The following is a 15,180-nucleotide window of genomic DNA, read 5'->3' as shown; positions in this document are numbered from 1 at the left end:
CACTCCTCGCGGGGATCAGTGCCCGGCGGCGAGCTCCCGCAGCACGGCGATCTCCTCCGCGGCGTCGCGAGCCTTGTAGATCGCGGAGCCGGCGACGAAGACGTTCGCCCCCGCCTCGGCGCAGCGCTCGATCGTCTCGCGCGAGACGCCGCCGTCCACCTGGATGGAGACCTGCAGGTTCGCCTCGCTGATCGCGCGGCGCGCGCGGCGGATCTTCGGGAGCATGCTCTCCAGGAAGCTCTGCCCGCCGAAGCCCGGCTCGACCGTCATGAGCAGCAGCATGTCGAACTCGCCGATGACGTCGAGCAGCGGCTCGACCGGCGTCGCCGGACGCAGCGCCACCCCGACGGCCGCGTTCTTGCGACGCAGCTCACGGGCGAGGCGCACCGGCGCCGCCGCCGCCTCGAGGTGGAAGGTGACCGAGGACGCCCCCGCCTCGGCGTAGACCGGCGCCTCGCGGTCCGCGTCGGCGATCATCAGATGCGCGTCCACGGGGATCGGGCTGCGCTCGACGATCTGCTCGACCATGCTCGCGCCGAAGGTGAGGTTCGGGACGAAGTGGTTGTCCATGACGTCGACGTGGACGCTGTCCGCGGTGGAGATCTTGTCGAGCTCCGCGCCGATGCTCATGAAGTCGGCGTTGAGGATGCTGGGGTGGATGTAGCGGCCGTCGGTCGCGTAGGCGGAGTTCATGAGGCCTTCGGTCCTTCCTCGGAGGGGGTCCTGCGCAGCAGGGCGATGAACATGGCGTCGGTCCCGTGCACATGGGGCCACAGCTGCACGGAGGGTCCCTCGCCGAGCTCGGCGGCCTCCTGCTCCTCGGGCAGGATGCCGGCGCGCACGGCGGGGCGGGCGTCGAGCTGCTCGACGTCGTCGCGGCGACGCAGGACGTCCGCCACGACGAGCCGGGTCTCCGCGAGGTGCGGCGAGCAGGTCACGTAGGCGACGACGCCGCCGGGGGCGGTCGCGTCGAGGGCGGAGCCCAGCAGGTCCCGCTGGAGCGCGCCGAGGTGGCCGATGTCGCCCGGGCTGCGGCGCCACCGCGACTCCGGGCGCCGGCGCAACGCACCGAGGCCCGAGCAGGGGACGTCCGCGAGGACGCGGGAGAAGCGGCCGGGCATCTGAGCGCCGATCGCGGTGCCGTCGCCGGTGCGCGTCTCGATCTCGCACCCCGCCTCGCGGAGCGTCGCGACGGCGCGGTCGACGAGCTCGGTGCGGTGGGGCTGCAGCTCGAGGGCGAGCAGGTCCGCGTCGTGGTCCACGGTGAGGCCGCCCAGCAGCGCGGTCTTGCCGCCAGGCCCTGAGCAGAGGTCCAGCCAGTGGGCGTCGTCCGCGGTGACGAGGTCGTCGGCGCCGAGGGCGAGGGCGAGCGCCATGAGCTGGCTGCCCTCGTCCTGGACGGCGGCGCGTCCCTGCTTGACGACGTCCATGCCGCCCGGGTCCCCCGAGGGCCAGGCCGCGCCGAACACGGAGAGGTGCCCGCCGGAGGCGCCCTCGTCGATCAGCTCATCGAGGTCGGTGAGACCCGGTCGCATGACGAGGGAGACGGCGGGGGCGGCGTTCTGGGCGGCGAGCAGGGCATCGATCTCGGACCGGTCGCGGCCGTGGCCGGCGAGGGCGTCGGAGAGCGCACGGACCACCCAGCGGGGATGCGAGTGCCGCACCGCGAGATGTCCGGTCTCGTCGCTCGCGCGATCCGGGGCCACCTCCTCGAGCCACTCCTCGAGCGTCCGCTCCCCCACCCGTCGCAGCACGGCGTTCGCGAAGCTCGCGGCCCCCGCGCCGACCTCCTGCCGGGCCAGCGCCACGGTCTCCGAGGTCGCGGCGTGCGGGGCGACCGCCATGTCCAGCAGCTGATAGGCGCCGAGCCGCATGACGTCCAGGAGATCCGGGTCGACGTCCTCGAGGTCGCGGTCGATGCAGGCGGCGAGCACGGCGTCGAGACGGCCCTGCGCGCGCAGGGAGCCGTAGAACAGCTCGGTCGTGAAGGCGGCGTCCCGGCCGGGGAGGCGGTGTCGGCGCAGCAGCTGCGGGAGCACGAGGTTCGCGTACGCGTCGTCCTCGCGCACCGTGCGCAGCCCCTCGAAGGCCACGAGCCGGGAGCCGGTGGTGCGACCACGGCGCTCGGAGGGCCGCTGCTGCGACCACCCGCGGCGCGGGCCGCCGCTGCCCCGGGAGCCGGAGCGCTCGTGGCCGTGCTGGTCCCGGCCGCGGCCCTGGCCGCCACGGCCCTGTCCGTCCCGGCCGTTCCCGCTGCGGCCCTGACCCCCGCGGCCCTGACCGCCGTGGCGGTCCCCGCCCGGGACGCCGGAGCGGCGCTGTCCGTCCTCGCGGCTCATGCGCGGTCCTCCTCGTTCTCGAAGCTGGTGCCGGGCTCGAGGCCGGCTCCCCGCGCCCAGTCCGCGGCGCGCATGGCCCGCTTCCCGGCGGGGGCGACGACCGACAGGGCGATCGGCACGGTGCCGGTGCCCACGAGCAGCTGCCGACGGGTCGCGACGAGCTCGCCGGGAGCGGCGGTGACGGAGTGCTCCGGTGCGGGCTCCTCGGTGCCGAGGGCCTTGAACCGCTCCCCCCGCAGCAGGGTCCAGGCGCCCGGGTCCGGGCTCATGCCGCGCACGTGCGCGTCGACCTCCTCGGCGGGGCGCGTCCAGTCGATGCGGGCCTCCGCGGTGGTGAGCTTCGCGGCGTGGGTCGCGGCGTCATGGTCCTGGACGGTGAAGGAGGCCGTGCCGGCCTCGAGCGCGTCGAGGGCCTGCAGCAGGAGGCCCGCACCGTCGTGGGACATGCGCTCGAGCAGCTCGCCGGCCGTCTCGTGCGGGCCGATGGCCGTGGGCGCCGAGGCGATGACGTCGCCGGTGTCCAGGCCCTCCTCGAGACGGAAGACGCTCATGCCGGTCTCCCGCTGGCCCGTGAGCACGGCCCGCTGCGCGGGGGCGGCGCCGCGCCACGCGGGCAGCAGGGAGAAGTGCAGGTTGACCCAGCCGTGGGCGGGGATCGAGAGCGCGGCGGCGGGGACGAGGTTGCCGTAGGCGACGACCGGGGCGGCGTCCGGCGCGAGCGCGCGGATCTCCTCCTGCACAGCGGCGTCGCGGAGGGTGCGCGGCGTGAGCACGGGCACGCCCGCCTCGAGGGCGAGCTCCTTGACGGGGCTCGGGTGGAGGCGGCGACCGCGGCCGCGGGGGGCGTCGGCGCGTGTGAGGACCCCGACCACCTCGTGGGGGGAGTCGAGCAGGGCGCGCAGGGACGGGAGGGCGGCCTCGGGGGTGCCGGCGAAGAGCAGACGCATGATGGCTCGATTCTACGGGGACGGCAGGGTCAGAAGACGTCGGGCGGGTCGAGCCGCACCCGCAGCGAGCCCCGCTCCTTGCGGGCGGAGCGGCCCGCGACGCCCGAGCGCAGCGCGGTCGTCAGCTCCCGGGAGCGCGAGGGGGTGATCCTGACCACCGCGCGCGCCGTGCCCGCCTGGCCCGGACCGTCGAGGTCCACGGGGCCGAAGCGGTCCGTTCCGTCCGGGAGCTCGACGTTCTCCAGGAAGCGGCGGCAGGCGTCCCGGTCCCCGACGATCTCCGCGAGCCGGCTCGCGGGAGGCAGGTCCAGCTCGGCGCGGTCGGCGAGCACCCGGTCCAGGAACACCGAGGAGCGGTGGGCGACGAGGTCGCGGATCGCGGGGAGCGTCGAGGTGCCGACGACGAGCACCTCCCCGCCGTGCTCGGCGGTGCGCACGAGGGCGATCGCGTTGCGCCAGCGGCGCACCGCCTCGACGTCCGCGTCGTAGGCGGCGCGGGCGAGCATCGCGTCGGCGTCCAGCAGGAGGCCCGCGGCGAAGCCGCCCACGGGAGCGGGCTCCGCCCCGGGGGTCGCGACGACGATCCCGGCGGGGTCGACGTCGGCGTCCTCGAGCGGTCCGTGGGCGCCGCCGGCGACCTGGAGGCGTGCGGACGGGAAGGCGCGGGAGAGCTCCTCCGCGGTGCGCGTGGAGCCGACGACCATCGCCCGCACCTCGGTGCGATGGCACTCGGGGCAGCGGTAGCCGTCCTCCCGGCGACCGCAGACCCGGCAGTGCAGCGGGCCGGAGCGGCCCGTGAGTGAGAGCGGGGCGGAGCACTCGGGGCAGTGGCAGCGGGTGCCGCAGAAGGTGCAGGCGATCGCGGGGACGTAGCCCGATCGCGGCACCTGCACGAGCACGGGCCCCCGGGTGAGGCCCTCGCGGATGACCCGCAGCGCCTCGCGCGGCATCCGGGAGCGGCCGGAGGCGCCCTCGCGGTCGCGCAGGTACTGGTCCATCGCGGTGATCCGGGGCCGCACGGCCGTCACCGGCGCGGGCAGCGGCTCGAGCCGGCGGAGGTAGCCGGCGGTCTCGAGGGCGCGCAGCGGCACGGACTCGCTCGAGGCGAGGAAGAGCAGCGCGCAGCGCTCCTCGGCAGAGCGCGCCTGCAGCACCGTGCGCACATGCGGATAGGGGGCGCGCGGCTCGGTGAGGAGGTCGTCGGAGGCGTCGTAGCAGATCACGAGGGCGAGATCGCGGACGGGGGCGAAGGCCGCGGAGCGGTTGCCGAGCACCACGCGGGTCGCGCCGCGCAGCACCCGCCGGAAGGTGCGGTACCGCTTCTCCGGACCCTCGGTGCCGGCGAGCACCTCGTGCTCGATGCCGCGCTCCGTGAGCACGCGGGACAGCCGTGCCACGTCGCGCTGGTCCGGGGCGATGACGAGGGCGCCGCGGTCGGGGCCGAGGTCCTCGAGGGCTCCGGCGGTCACGGCGGTCCAGGGGTCGCCCGCGTCGAGGGTGAGGCTCGCGCGGGGCACGGGCCCCTCGGCACCGCCCGCGCGGGTCAGGAGGGCCGCGAGCCCCGGGTAGCGGTCGCCGGGGCGGGGCGGCGTCGGCGCGGCATCCGCTGCGGGAGCATCCTCGGTGTCGGTGTCGGTGTCGGTGTCGGTGTCGGTGTCGATCTCGGCATCGGCGGAGGCAGCCGCTTCCGCTTCCGCGGCCGACGCGCGGGCCGCGGCGGCGTCCCGCTCCGCGGCCGCCATCTCCCGATCGCGCTTCTCGGCGCGGGCGTGGCGCGGCGGCAGCGCGAGCCGGAGCACGTCGCCGACGGTGCCCGCGCAGCGATCGGCGACGTCCTCGCACACGCGCATCAGGGCGGACGGCACGACGACGTCCTCGGAGACGAGACGGACGAGCGGGGCGAGCGCGCGGTTCGTCGTCGGCGCGTCCCGCCGCTCGAGGACGATGCCCTCGGTGTCCTTGCCGGAGAAGCGGACCCGGACCCGCATGCCCGCCTCGGCTGCGGAGGTCTCGGCGGTGACCGCGTACTCGAAGGGGCGGTCCAGGTGCGGCAGCACCCCGATCAGCCGCACGGAGGCGACCGGCCGCTCCGGCGCGAGGGCGAAGCCGGCGGTGGTGCGCAGACCACCGACCCGGCCCGCGGAGTCGCGGGCCGGGTCGGTCGGGGCGGGCGCGGCGGGGGCAGGGGCCTCGAACAGGCCCTGCTGCTCCCCGCCCGTCGCGTGGGCGGAGGGGCTCAGCGCTTGTGCACCGCCACCAGGTCGCACACGAAGATGAGGGTCTCGCCCGGGGCGATGACCGGCGGCGCGCCGTGGTCGCCGTAGGCCAGGTGCGCGGGGATGTCGAGGCGGCGGCGGCCGCCGACCTTCATGCCCTGCACGCCCTGGTCCCAGCCGGTGATGACCTGGCCCACGCCGAGCTGGAAGCGCAGCGGCTCGCCGCGGTCCCAGGAGGCGTCGAACTGCTCACCGGTCGAGTGCGAGACGCCGACGTAGTGCACGTCGACGACGTCGCCGCGGCCGGCCTCCTCGCCGTCGCCGACCGTCTCGTCGACGATCACGAGCTCGGTGGGCGCGGGGCCCTCGGGGGCGTCGATCTCGGGCTTGCTGCGGTTCATCGTTCCTCCGATGTTGGGGGTGGTCAGGCGTTGGTGTGGGCGGCGTCAAGGACGTCGACCACGAAGATCAGGGTCTGGCCCGCGAGCTCGGACCCCGAATCGGCAGGATAGGCCTCGTCACCGGGGATCACGAGCATGACCTGGCTGCCGACCTTGAGGTCCAGCAGGTTGTCGTCCCAGCCCGTGATGACCTGGCCCTGGCCCTGCACGAAGCTGAACGGGGCGCCGCGCTCCCACGAGGAGTCGAACTGCTCGCCCGTCTCCCAGGCCCAGCCGGTGTAGTGCATCGTCAGGTAGTCGCCCTTGCGGGTGGTGTCGCCGGTGCCCTCGATGAGCGCCTCGCGGACGGTCTTCGCGGGGGCGTCGCCCGAGCCGGGACCGTCGATCGCCGGGGCGCCGTCCTTGCCGAGCGTGACCTTCGGGTAGGAGCCCGAGGGCTTCTGCTCGGCGCCCTCGGCGCGCAGCGGGGAGACGACGCGGTCCACGTCGCCCACCTGGACGAGCGAGACGGCGTTGCCGCTGCTGTCCTGCTGCCAGCCGGCCATCGCGAAGCGGGAGCCCACCGTGACCGTCTGGAAGAAGGCGAAGGCCTCCGCCCCGAGGCCGTCGGAGGTGACCTGCAGGCCACCCGCGGGAGCGCCCTGCCACCACGACTGGAGGGTCTCCCCCGTGCTCGCGTCGACGTACATGCTGCGCATGATCACGGTGTCGCCCTCGGCGAGGGTCGCACCGTCGCCGGCCGCGATCACCCGGGCGTCCGCGGCATCGATGCTCAGCGGCGTGGTGAAGGAGACCGTCGGCTCGGAGCCGAGGTCGTCGCTCACGTCCACGCCGGAGAGCGCGGCGGCGCCGCCGCCGTCGGACCCGCCGTCGGAGGCGCTCGAGCCGCTGTCGTCCTTCGAGCAGGCGGCGAGGCCGATGGCGGCCGTCGCGGCCAGGGCGGTGGACAGCAGGGTGCGGCGACGGATCACGGAGGACCTTTCGGATCATGGGCCCCGGGGTGGGACACGAGGACCAGGGTACGGGGGCGCGCCGGGAGGGTTCACGCGGAAGCTGGGAAGCGGCGGCCGATGCGGCTCAGACGGCGCCGGGGGTCGGGGCACCGCCGCCGCGGATCCGCGCCAGGAGCGCGTCCACCTCGTCGCTGCGGGTCTGGAACGGGTCCAGGATCTGCACCGGCGCGGAGCCCGAGCGGGTCAGCCGCAGCGTGGTCCAGTCCACGACATGGTCCACCCCGTGCTCGAGCGCGGCCGTCACGACCTGCCCGCGCAGGTGGGCGCGGGTGCTCGCGGGCGCCGTCGTGACCGCCGCGGCGATCCGCTCCTCGTCGAGCACCGCCGGGGCGAGCCCGCGCCGGCACAGCGAGGCGAAGACCGAGCCGCTCGGGTCGATGTCGTGGTAGCCGAGGTCGAGGCGCTCGATCACCGAGTCGTCGAGCGCGACGCCGCGCCTCTCGACGACCTGGGAGACCAGACGCTCCTTGATGGCCCAGTCGAGGTGCTGCGCGGCCCAGGAGCGGTCCCCCGTGCGCACCGCGTCGAGCGCCTTCTGCCAGGTCTCGAGCACCCCCTGCTCGGCGGGCTCGGCGACGGTCGAGGCGAGGTCGAGCCAGCGCTGCTGCACCTCGAGCGCGGTCGTGGTGCCCCCGGCGGCGAGCTCGAGCGGCTCCGCACCCGTGAGATCGCGGGCGACGACCCGGATCGCGGCGATGTCGTCCGCGAGCGCGAGCTCGGGGAGGGTGCGCCCGGACTCGATGAGCCGCAGCACGAGGTCCGTGGTCGCGAAGCGCAGGTGGGTGGAGACCTCGCTGCGCGTGGAGTCGCCGACGATCACGTGAAGGCGCCGGAACCGCGTGGGGTCGCCGTGCGGCTCGTCGCGGGTGTTGATGATCGGACGGGTGCGCGTGGTCGCGGAGGAGACCGCCTCCCACATGTGGTCGCTGCGGCGCGAGAACACGAAGCGGGGGGTGCCGGGGGCGGTGGGCTCCCCGAGCGGCCGGTCCACGACGACGCCGCCCGCGCCGGTGACGATCTGGCGCGTCACGAGGAAGGGCAGCAGGTAGCGCGGCAGCCGCGTGAACTCCCCGCGGCGGTCCACGAGGTAGTTCTCGTGCGAGCCGAAGGCGTTGCCCTGGGAGTCGACGTTGTTCTTGAGCAGGTGGATGCGGGCGTCCTGGCCGTCCTCGGCCAGGCGCGCGTTCGCCGAGCCGACGAGCTCGGCGAGGATCCGTTCCCCCGCGGCGTCCTGGGCCACGAGGTCCCACCAGTCGTCGCACTCGGCGGTCGCGTACTCGGGGTGCGAGCCCACGTCGAGGTACAGCCGGGCGGCGTTGCGCAGGAAGACGTTCGAGGAGCGCCCCTGGGCCACGACCGGTCGGAACAGCTCCCGGGCGGCGGCCTCCGGCTCGAGGGCGCGCGTGCCGTCCGCACGGACGCACACGAGCCCGAACTCGGTCTCCAGCCCTCCCACGCGGCGCCTCATCGGCTCACTCGCCGCCCTTCTGGACGAAGGAGCGCACGAACGTCTCGGCGTTCTCCTCGAGCACGGCGTCGATCTCGTCGAGGAGATCGTCGGCGCCCTGCGCGGAGGCGAAGGTCTGGCCGCCGGTCACGGCGTCGGACGCGTTCTCCTCGTCGTCGCCGGGACGCGGGGCGTTGATGCTCTGCTGGGACATGGTGGCCTTCTTCCGTCGGGAGGGATGGGTGGGGTCGGGGGCGGGGTCAGCGGTCGCCGACGGCGCGGTGCAGGGCGGTGAGCAGCGTGTCGAGGTCCGCGACGGGGTCGACGCCGTGCTGCTCGCACCAGGCGGCGGATCCCTGCCGCGGATCGGCGAGGCGCAGGCGGTGGCCCTCCTCCTCGCCGGCGAGGGTGATGACGTCCCAGCCGGCCGAGGGCACGGCGCCCGGATGATGGGTGATGAGCTGCCCGCGCAGGTGGGCGCGGGTGCTCGCGGGCGGGGTGGTCACCGCTTCGGCGACCTCCTCCTCGGTGACGAGGGTGCGCACCTGCCCGGCGGCCCGGAGCTTCCCGAACAGCCCGCGCCCGGGGCGGAGGTCGGAGAACTGCAGGTCGATCGCGAGCAGGCGGGGGTCCGCCCAGTCGAGATCCCCGTGGCGCCGCCGGTACTGCTCGAGCAGGCGCAGCTTGGCGACCCACTCGACGCGGTCCGCGGCGAGCATCGGGTCCTCGGCGAGCAGGTCGAGCAGCTCGCCCCAGCTCGTGAGCACCTGATCGGTCTCCGCGTCGGTGCGATCGGCGACGGCGGCGACCGCGTCGAGGATCTCCCGCTGGATCTGCAGGGCGGTGAGGGAGCGGCCGTCGGCGAGCTCGACCGTGGTGCGCAGGCTCGGGTCGTGGCTGATCGCGCGGACCGCCGCGACCGGGTCGGCGAGGCGCAGCTCCGGCAGGATCTCCGCACCGGTGCGGTGCTGCGCCTCGAGCGCCGCGAGCACGAGGGAGGTCGTGCCGAGCTTGAGGAAGGTGGACTCCTCGAGGAGGTTCGCGTCCCCGATGATCACGTGGAGCCGGCGGAAGCGGCTCGCATCGGCGTGGGGCTCGTCGCGGGTGTTGACGATGGGGCGGTTCAGGGTGGTCTCGAGGCCCACCTCGGCCTCCATGAAGTCCGCCCGCGAGGAGATCTGGAAGCCGGGCTCGGAGCCGCGGGCCCCGCGACCCACCCGGCCGGCGCCCACGAGGACCTGCCGCGTGGTGAGGAAGGGCAGCAGCACCGCGACGACGTCCTCGAAGGGCACCGAGCGGTCCAGCAGGTAGTTCTCGTGCGTGCCGTAGGAGGCGCCCTTGCCGTCGGTGTTGTTCTTGTAGAGCGCGACGTCGGGGATGCCCTCGGCGCGCTCGACGATCGCCATCGCCTCGCGGGCGACGAGCTCGCCGGCGCGGTCCGCGACCACCGCCTCACGGGCGCGCAGCACCTCGGGCGCCGAGTACTCAGGATGGGCATGGTCCACGTACCAGCGGGCGCCGCTGCGCAGCACGGAGTTGCCGATCGAGCGGTGCACCGCCCAGGCGAGCACCTCGTCGTCGGTCCCCTCCGGGGCGACGTCGGATCCCCGGACGGGTCCGTCGAGCTCGACGCTCGGCAGGTGCGCGTCCTTGACCTCGTCGGTCAGCTGGGTGGGGTGCGCCGCGGCGCGCTGCAGCTCGAAGCCGCGCGCGTCCCGCAGCGGGGACTCGTCCCCGTAGTCCCAGCGGACCCGGCGCCCGCGCTCCCCCTCCGCGGGGGCGAGCAGCGCGTAGGCCGCGACCGTGAGGTGACTCAGCAGGATCGCGCTGCCGGCCCCGGCGCGCGTGCGCTCCTCGAGGTCGACGTGGAGCACGCCGAACTCGGTCTCGATGCCCATGGGGCGCTCGGTGGTGAGACCGCCGCCGCTCATCGCCGCTCCTCCTGCCCGGTCTCCTGCGCCTCGTCCTGCCCGGCGCCCGCATCGGGGCGCCGGAGCGGGACGATCGCCTCGACGCGCGCCCCGCGGTGCCCGGAGATCCGCGCCCACTCCTCGGGGTGCGCGGCGGAGGGCATGTCCTCGTTCTCGGAGAACTCGTCGGCCACGGCGTCCAGCAGGTGCTTCTCGCTCACCCCGGCGACGCCCGTGGTGAGCTGGTCCTTGACCGCGTTCTTCTTCGCGCGGTCCACGATGTTGCGCAGCGTCGCCCCGGAGACCACGTCACGGAAGTGCAGCACCGCGTCGCTCCCGTCGGAGTAGTCGATCCGCACGAAGGCGGAGGCCGGGGAGTCGTCGTAGATGCGGGCGACGGCCGCGTCGAGCAGCGCCTCCCGGTTACCGCGCAACGGGACGTCCTCGTCGAGGTAGAGGCCCAGGATCTCGCGCCCCGCGGCGGCGTCGGGTCGCTGCACGCGGATCTTCACGTCGAGCCGGCCCGGGCGCAGGATCGCCGGGTCGATCATGTCCTCGCGGTTGGAGGCGCCGATGACGATCACGTTGTCCAGGCCCTCGACGCCGTCGATCTCCGCGAGAAGCTGCGGCACGATCGTGGTCTCGACGTCGCTCGAGAGCCCCGTGCCGCGCGTGCGGAACAGCGCCTCCATCTCGTCGAAGAAGATGACGACCGGGTGGTGGGCGCTCGCCTTCTCGCGGGCCCGCTCGAAGACGAGCCGGATGGAGCGCTCGGTCTCCCCCACGTACTTGTTCAGCAGCTCCGGTCCCTTGACGTTGAGGAAGGCGGAGTTCTCGAGCGCCTCGGCGACGCTCACGCCGCGCACCTCCGCGGAGCGGAGCACGAGCTCGTGCGCGACCGCCTTCGCGATCATCGTCTTGCCGCAGCCGGGAGGGCCGTAGAGCAGCACGCCCTTGGGAGGTCGCAGGCCGTAGGTGCGGTACAGGTCCTGCTGCAGGAAGGGCAGCTCGACCGCGTCGCGGATCGTCTCGATCTGGCCGGAGAGCCCGCCGATCGACTCGAAGGCGACATCCGGGACCTGCTCGAGGACGAGATCGGTGATCTCCGCGCGGTCGATGCGCTCGAGCACGAGCTGCGCCTTGAGGTCGACGAGCACGCTGTCCCCCGGATGCAGCAGCTCGTCCTCGAGCTCGCCCGAGCGGCGCAGCACGCGCGTGTCGTCCGGGGCGACGGCGACGAGCACCCGCGAGTCGGCGAGCGGCTCGACGACGGCGACGACGTTCCCGGCGTCGCCGGGGGTGATCGTCTCGACGGCGGCGAGGGACTCGTTCAGCCGGAGCTCCATGCCGGGGCGCAGCGCCTCGAGGTCCACCTCGGCGGAGGTCGCGACGCGCAGGCGCCGGCCGTTGTGCAGCACGTCGACGGTGGTGCCGTCGGTGCGTCGCAGGAAGGTCGCATAGGAGTTCGGCGGGTCGCCGATCCGCTCGAGATCCGCCTTGAGCTCGAGGATCTGCCCGCGGGCCGCGCGCAGCGCCGCGGTGAGCCGGTCGTTGCGCTCCGCGAGCTGCTCGAGCTCAGAGCTCATCTCCGCGTAGGTCTTCATGGCGCTCCTTCCGAGGGGGTGAGGGGGTGCGGGCGGGTCAGCGGTCCCGGCCCTGGCGGATGTCCCGCAGCGCGCGCTTGATCTTGCGCGGGGCGACGCCGCGCTCGCCCACGTCCTGCGCGGTCCAGTCGCCGGTGCCTCCGCCGAAGCCCTCGTTGTCGGGGTGGTTCAGCTCCTCCTCGTCCCGGGAGCCCGGGGCCGGACGGGTCACGCGGCTGAGCGCGCGCGTGCCGTGGGCGGTGCGGCGCGCCGTGATGAGGAAGCCGGTGTGCGCGTTCATCCGGTGCTCGGGGCGCACGGCGAGTCCCTCGAGGTGCCAGGGCCGCACGAAGCACTCCCAGGCGTCCGGCTCGGTGAACTCCCCGTGGTCCCGCAGCGCCTCGGCGGTGCGGGAGAGCTGGGTGACCGTCGCGACGTAGGCGAGGAAGACGCCGCCGGAGACGAGCACGTCCCCGGCCGCCTCGACGCACTCCCAGGGGGCGAGCATGTCGAGCACGACGCGGTCCACGGCGGACTCCCCGAGGGTCGGGGCGACGTCCTGGAAGTCGCCGATCGTGAGGTCCCACCAGGGGTGGTCCTCGCCCTCGGCGACGCCGAAGAAGGTGTCGACGTTCTCCTTCGCGACGGTCGCGAAGTCCTCACGGCGCTCGATCGAGTGGACGGCGCCCTCCGGGCCCACGGCGCGCAGCAGCGCGGTGGTGAGGCCGCCGGAGCCGACCCCCGCCTCGAGCACCCGCGCGCCGGGGAAGATGTCGCCCCACATGAGGATCTGCGCGGAGTCCTTGGGGTAGATGATCGCGGCGCCGCGCGGCATGGAGAGCATGTAGTCGGCGTAGAGCGGGCGCAGCGCCTGGTACGGGGTGCCGTGGTTGTCCTCGACGACGACGCCGTCCTCCGCGCCGATGAGCTGCTCGTGGCGCAGCACGCCGCGGTGGCTGTGGAACTCGCCTCCCTCGCGGAGGGTGATCGTGTGCAAGCGACCCTTGGCGTCGGCGAGCTGCACCTTGTCGCCGAGGGTGAGGGGGCCGGTGCGGTCCAGGCCCGGGCGGGCCGCGCGGGGGGCGGGCCCCGCGGCGGGGGCGGGGGCCGGGACGCCGGCGTCCGGGGAGGGGGTCGAGGTCATGCCCGCCAGCATAGGCGGAGGTCCGCTCCCGGTCCGGGCCCGTTCACCGTCCCCGCAGGCGCGCCGCGACCTCGGAGCCGATGATCACACCGATCGCGGTGCCGTCGTCCTCCCGGACCAGGTACACGGGATGCGGCCTCGTCATCATCGCCTCGACCAGGTGGTCGCCGGCCAGCCCCGCCGGGAGCTCCCCGAGCTCGCCCAGCGGTGCCGCGACCGCGGTGACCGGGACGGAGGGGCGGCTCGCCGCGGGGACGCCCCGGGCGGCGTCCACGTCGATCCGCAGCACCCGCGGCGCGCCTCCCCCGGGGGCCGGGGCGAGGACGAGGGCGCGCGCGAGCGCGTCCGGGTCGTGCCAGAGCGCGCCCGGGAGCTCGCCGAGGAGCGTCTGCGGCGCCAGCAGCGGCACGCGGCGAGCGAGGCCCCGGGCGGTGAGCTGGTCGATCCGCTCCTGGAGGCTCGCCCCGCGCAGCGCCGCGGAGGCGCCCTGCCAGAGCATCGACGCGATGATCACGGCCCACAGCAGCGTGAGCATCAGGCCGGTGCCCGCTCCCCCGGCGCGCATCATCCGGTAGAGCGGGACGAGCACGACGAGCACCGCGATGGCCATCCCGAGCACGGCCGTGATCCGGGTGCCGAGCGCCCGGCGGCGGAGCACCGCGCCGAGGGCCGTCTCGAGGGCGCGGCCGCCGTCCATGGGCAGCCCCGGCAGCAGGTTGAAGACCGCGAGGGCCACGTTCAGCGTCGCCGTCAGCCCCACGACCTGCGCCGGAGCGGTCCCGACGGGGAGCAGCGCGGCCGCCCCGGCGGCGAGACCCGCGAGCACGAGGTTCGCAGCGGGGCCCGCCAGGGAGACCAGCAGCGAGCCCAGCGTGCCGACCTTCTCGCCGTGGTACTGCGTGTGGCCCCCGGCGAAGGTGAGCGCGATGTGGTCCACCCGGCCGCCGAAGGCACGGGCCACGAGGGCGTGCGCAATCTCGTGGCCCAGCACGGAGAGGATCAGCGCGAGCGCCGTCAGCACGGCGAGCAGCACCGCGACCCCCGTCGGCCGGTCCGGGGCGGAGAGCAGGGGCAGCACGAACGCGGCGAGCACGACGACCGTGAGCAGGGTGCTGGTGCGGATCTCGAGCCGCGGGAGACCGGGCAGCCGGAGCGAGGGTGAGGGCATGGGCTCCGGTTCCTCCGTGTCAGCGGGACGGCGGGACAGCAGGTCGACGGGCGGCCGGTGGAGCCGCCCCGCCCGAGCGTATCCGGGCTTCCTGGCCCGCCCCTGGTGACGGGTCACGCGCCACCGCCAGGCGCAGCGGCGCGGTCCTATGATGAAGGGATGAGTCGCATCGCCCTCACCGCCTTCAGCGGATGGAACGACGCCGGGGAGGCCGCCACCGGAGTCCTCGAGCACCTGCTCGAGATCTGGCCCTCCCGCCCGGCCGGAGCGGTGGACGCCGAGGCCTTCATCGACTTCCAGGTGAACCGTCCCGAGATCCGCACCACCGAGGAGGGGCTCCGGGTCCTGGACTGGCCGGACACGGAGCTGCGCATCCTGCAGCCGCCGCAGGGTCCGGAAATCGTCACCGTCATGGGCCCCGAGCCCTCGCTGCACTGGAAGCGCTTCTGCGACGAGGTGCTCGAGCAGCTCCAGGTGCTCGACGTGAGCTCCGTGATCTCCCTCGGCGCCCTGCTCGCCGACGCCCCGCACTCCCGGCCGCTCCCGGTGAGCGTGGGGATCGAGCCCGGCGCGGCGGAGAAGGTCGATCCGGTGGGCCAGTACGAGGGGCCCGTCGGGGTGCCGACGATCCTCGCCCGCCGCACCACGAGCGCGGGCCTGCGCACCACGAGCATCTGGGTGCAGGTGCCGCACTACGTGGCGCAGAACCCCTCCCCCAAGGCGACCCTCGCGCTGCTGCGGGCCGTGCAGGACTCGATCAGCGCGCCGATCCCGATGGAGGAGCTCGTCGAGGACGCCGAGGCCTGGGAGCGCGGCGTGGACGACCTCGCCCGCACCGACGAGGACGTGGCCGACTACGTGCGCCGGCTCGAGCGCGCCCAGGACGCCGCGGAGCTCCCCGAGGCGAGCGGGGACGCGATCGCCCGCGAGTTCGAGAAGTTCCTGCGCCGGCGCGACGGCGAATGATCCACACCTGAGCGGGCGGTCGCGATTCCCCGCGACCGCCCGCTCG

Annotated in this window: 13 protein-coding genes; 1 reads left to right on the top strand and 12 read right to left on the bottom strand. The window is 74.7% G+C overall.

Annotated elements, in window-relative coordinates; genetic code table 11:
- Positions 1-15: 15 nt before the first annotated feature.
- The 12 genes from rpe to C1N80_RS10800 all read right to left on the bottom strand — a co-directional run bounded on the left by rpe (position 16) and on the right by C1N80_RS10800 (position 14,168).
- Positions 16-693 (bottom strand): ribulose-phosphate 3-epimerase, encoded by a 678-nt coding sequence (rpe, locus tag C1N80_RS10855; protein WP_137770777.1) that lies wholly within the window; start codon positions 691-693, stop codon positions 16-18.
- Positions 690-2,339 (bottom strand): RsmB/NOP family class I SAM-dependent RNA methyltransferase, encoded by a 1,650-nt coding sequence (locus tag C1N80_RS10850; RefSeq protein ID WP_137770776.1) that lies wholly within the window; start codon positions 2,337-2,339, stop codon positions 690-692. The genes rpe and C1N80_RS10850 overlap by 4 nt, the downstream gene beginning before the upstream one ends.
- Positions 2,336-3,286 (bottom strand): methionyl-tRNA formyltransferase, encoded by a 951-nt coding sequence (gene fmt, locus C1N80_RS10845; RefSeq protein ID WP_137770775.1) that lies wholly within the window; start codon positions 3,284-3,286, stop codon positions 2,336-2,338. The genes C1N80_RS10850 and fmt overlap by 4 nt, the downstream gene beginning before the upstream one ends.
- A 29-nt stretch (positions 3,287-3,315) precedes the next feature.
- Positions 3,316-5,553, bottom strand: a complete 2,238-nt coding sequence (locus C1N80_RS10840) for a primosomal protein N' (protein WP_168198087.1) — start codon at positions 5,551-5,553, stop codon at positions 3,316-3,318.
- Positions 5,523-5,903, bottom strand: a complete 381-nt coding sequence (locus tag C1N80_RS10835; RefSeq protein WP_137770774.1) for an FKBP-type peptidyl-prolyl cis-trans isomerase — start codon at positions 5,901-5,903, stop codon at positions 5,523-5,525. The genes C1N80_RS10840 and C1N80_RS10835 overlap by 31 nt, the downstream gene beginning before the upstream one ends.
- Positions 5,904-5,926: 23 nt before the next feature.
- Complete coding sequence (locus C1N80_RS10830; protein WP_137770773.1) at positions 5,927-6,874, bottom strand: FKBP-type peptidyl-prolyl cis-trans isomerase; 948 nt, start codon at positions 6,872-6,874, stop codon at positions 5,927-5,929.
- A gap of 106 nt (positions 6,875-6,980) precedes the next feature.
- Complete coding sequence (gene pafA / locus C1N80_RS10825; protein ID WP_137770772.1) at positions 6,981-8,384, bottom strand: Pup--protein ligase; 1,404 nt, start codon at positions 8,382-8,384, stop codon at positions 6,981-6,983.
- A gap of 4 nt (positions 8,385-8,388) precedes the next feature.
- Positions 8,389-8,577: a ubiquitin-like protein Pup gene (locus tag C1N80_RS10820; RefSeq protein ID WP_137770771.1), complete on the bottom strand. Its 189-nt coding sequence runs from the start codon at positions 8,575-8,577 to the stop codon at positions 8,389-8,391.
- Between the two features lie 46 nt (positions 8,578-8,623).
- Complete coding sequence (dop, locus tag C1N80_RS10815) at positions 8,624-10,294, bottom strand: depupylase/deamidase Dop (protein WP_137770770.1); 1,671 nt, start codon at positions 10,292-10,294, stop codon at positions 8,624-8,626.
- The gene (gene arc / locus C1N80_RS10810) at positions 10,291-11,877 is read right to left on the bottom strand and encodes a proteasome ATPase (protein ID WP_137770769.1); all 1,587 of its coding nucleotides are present in this window, start codon (positions 11,875-11,877) and stop codon (positions 10,291-10,293) included. Before arc ends, dop begins: the two co-directional genes overlap by 4 nt.
- A gap of 37 nt (positions 11,878-11,914) precedes the next feature.
- The gene (locus C1N80_RS10805; protein WP_168198086.1) at positions 11,915-13,000 is read right to left on the bottom strand and encodes a tRNA (adenine-N1)-methyltransferase; all 1,086 of its coding nucleotides are present in this window, start codon (positions 12,998-13,000) and stop codon (positions 11,915-11,917) included.
- A gap of 43 nt (positions 13,001-13,043) precedes the next feature.
- Positions 13,044-14,168 (bottom strand): site-2 protease family protein, encoded by a 1,125-nt coding sequence (locus tag C1N80_RS10800; protein ID WP_137770767.1) that lies wholly within the window; start codon positions 14,166-14,168, stop codon positions 13,044-13,046.
- Between the two features lie 159 nt (positions 14,169-14,327).
- Here C1N80_RS10800 and C1N80_RS10795 point away from each other — a divergent pair, with 159 nt between their 5' ends.
- Positions 14,328-15,134, top strand: coding sequence for a PAC2 family protein (locus tag C1N80_RS10795; protein WP_137770766.1), 807 nt, complete (start codon positions 14,328-14,330; stop codon positions 15,132-15,134).
- Positions 15,135-15,180: the final 46 nt, after the last annotated feature.

Source organism: Brachybacterium sp. SGAir0954, from assembly GCF_005490785.1.
Classification (GTDB): Bacteria; Actinomycetota; Actinomycetes; order Actinomycetales; family Dermabacteraceae; genus Brachybacterium; species Brachybacterium rhamnosum.
Note: the sequence above shows the minus strand (reverse complement) of the source record. Positions and strands in the feature narration are given on the sequence as shown.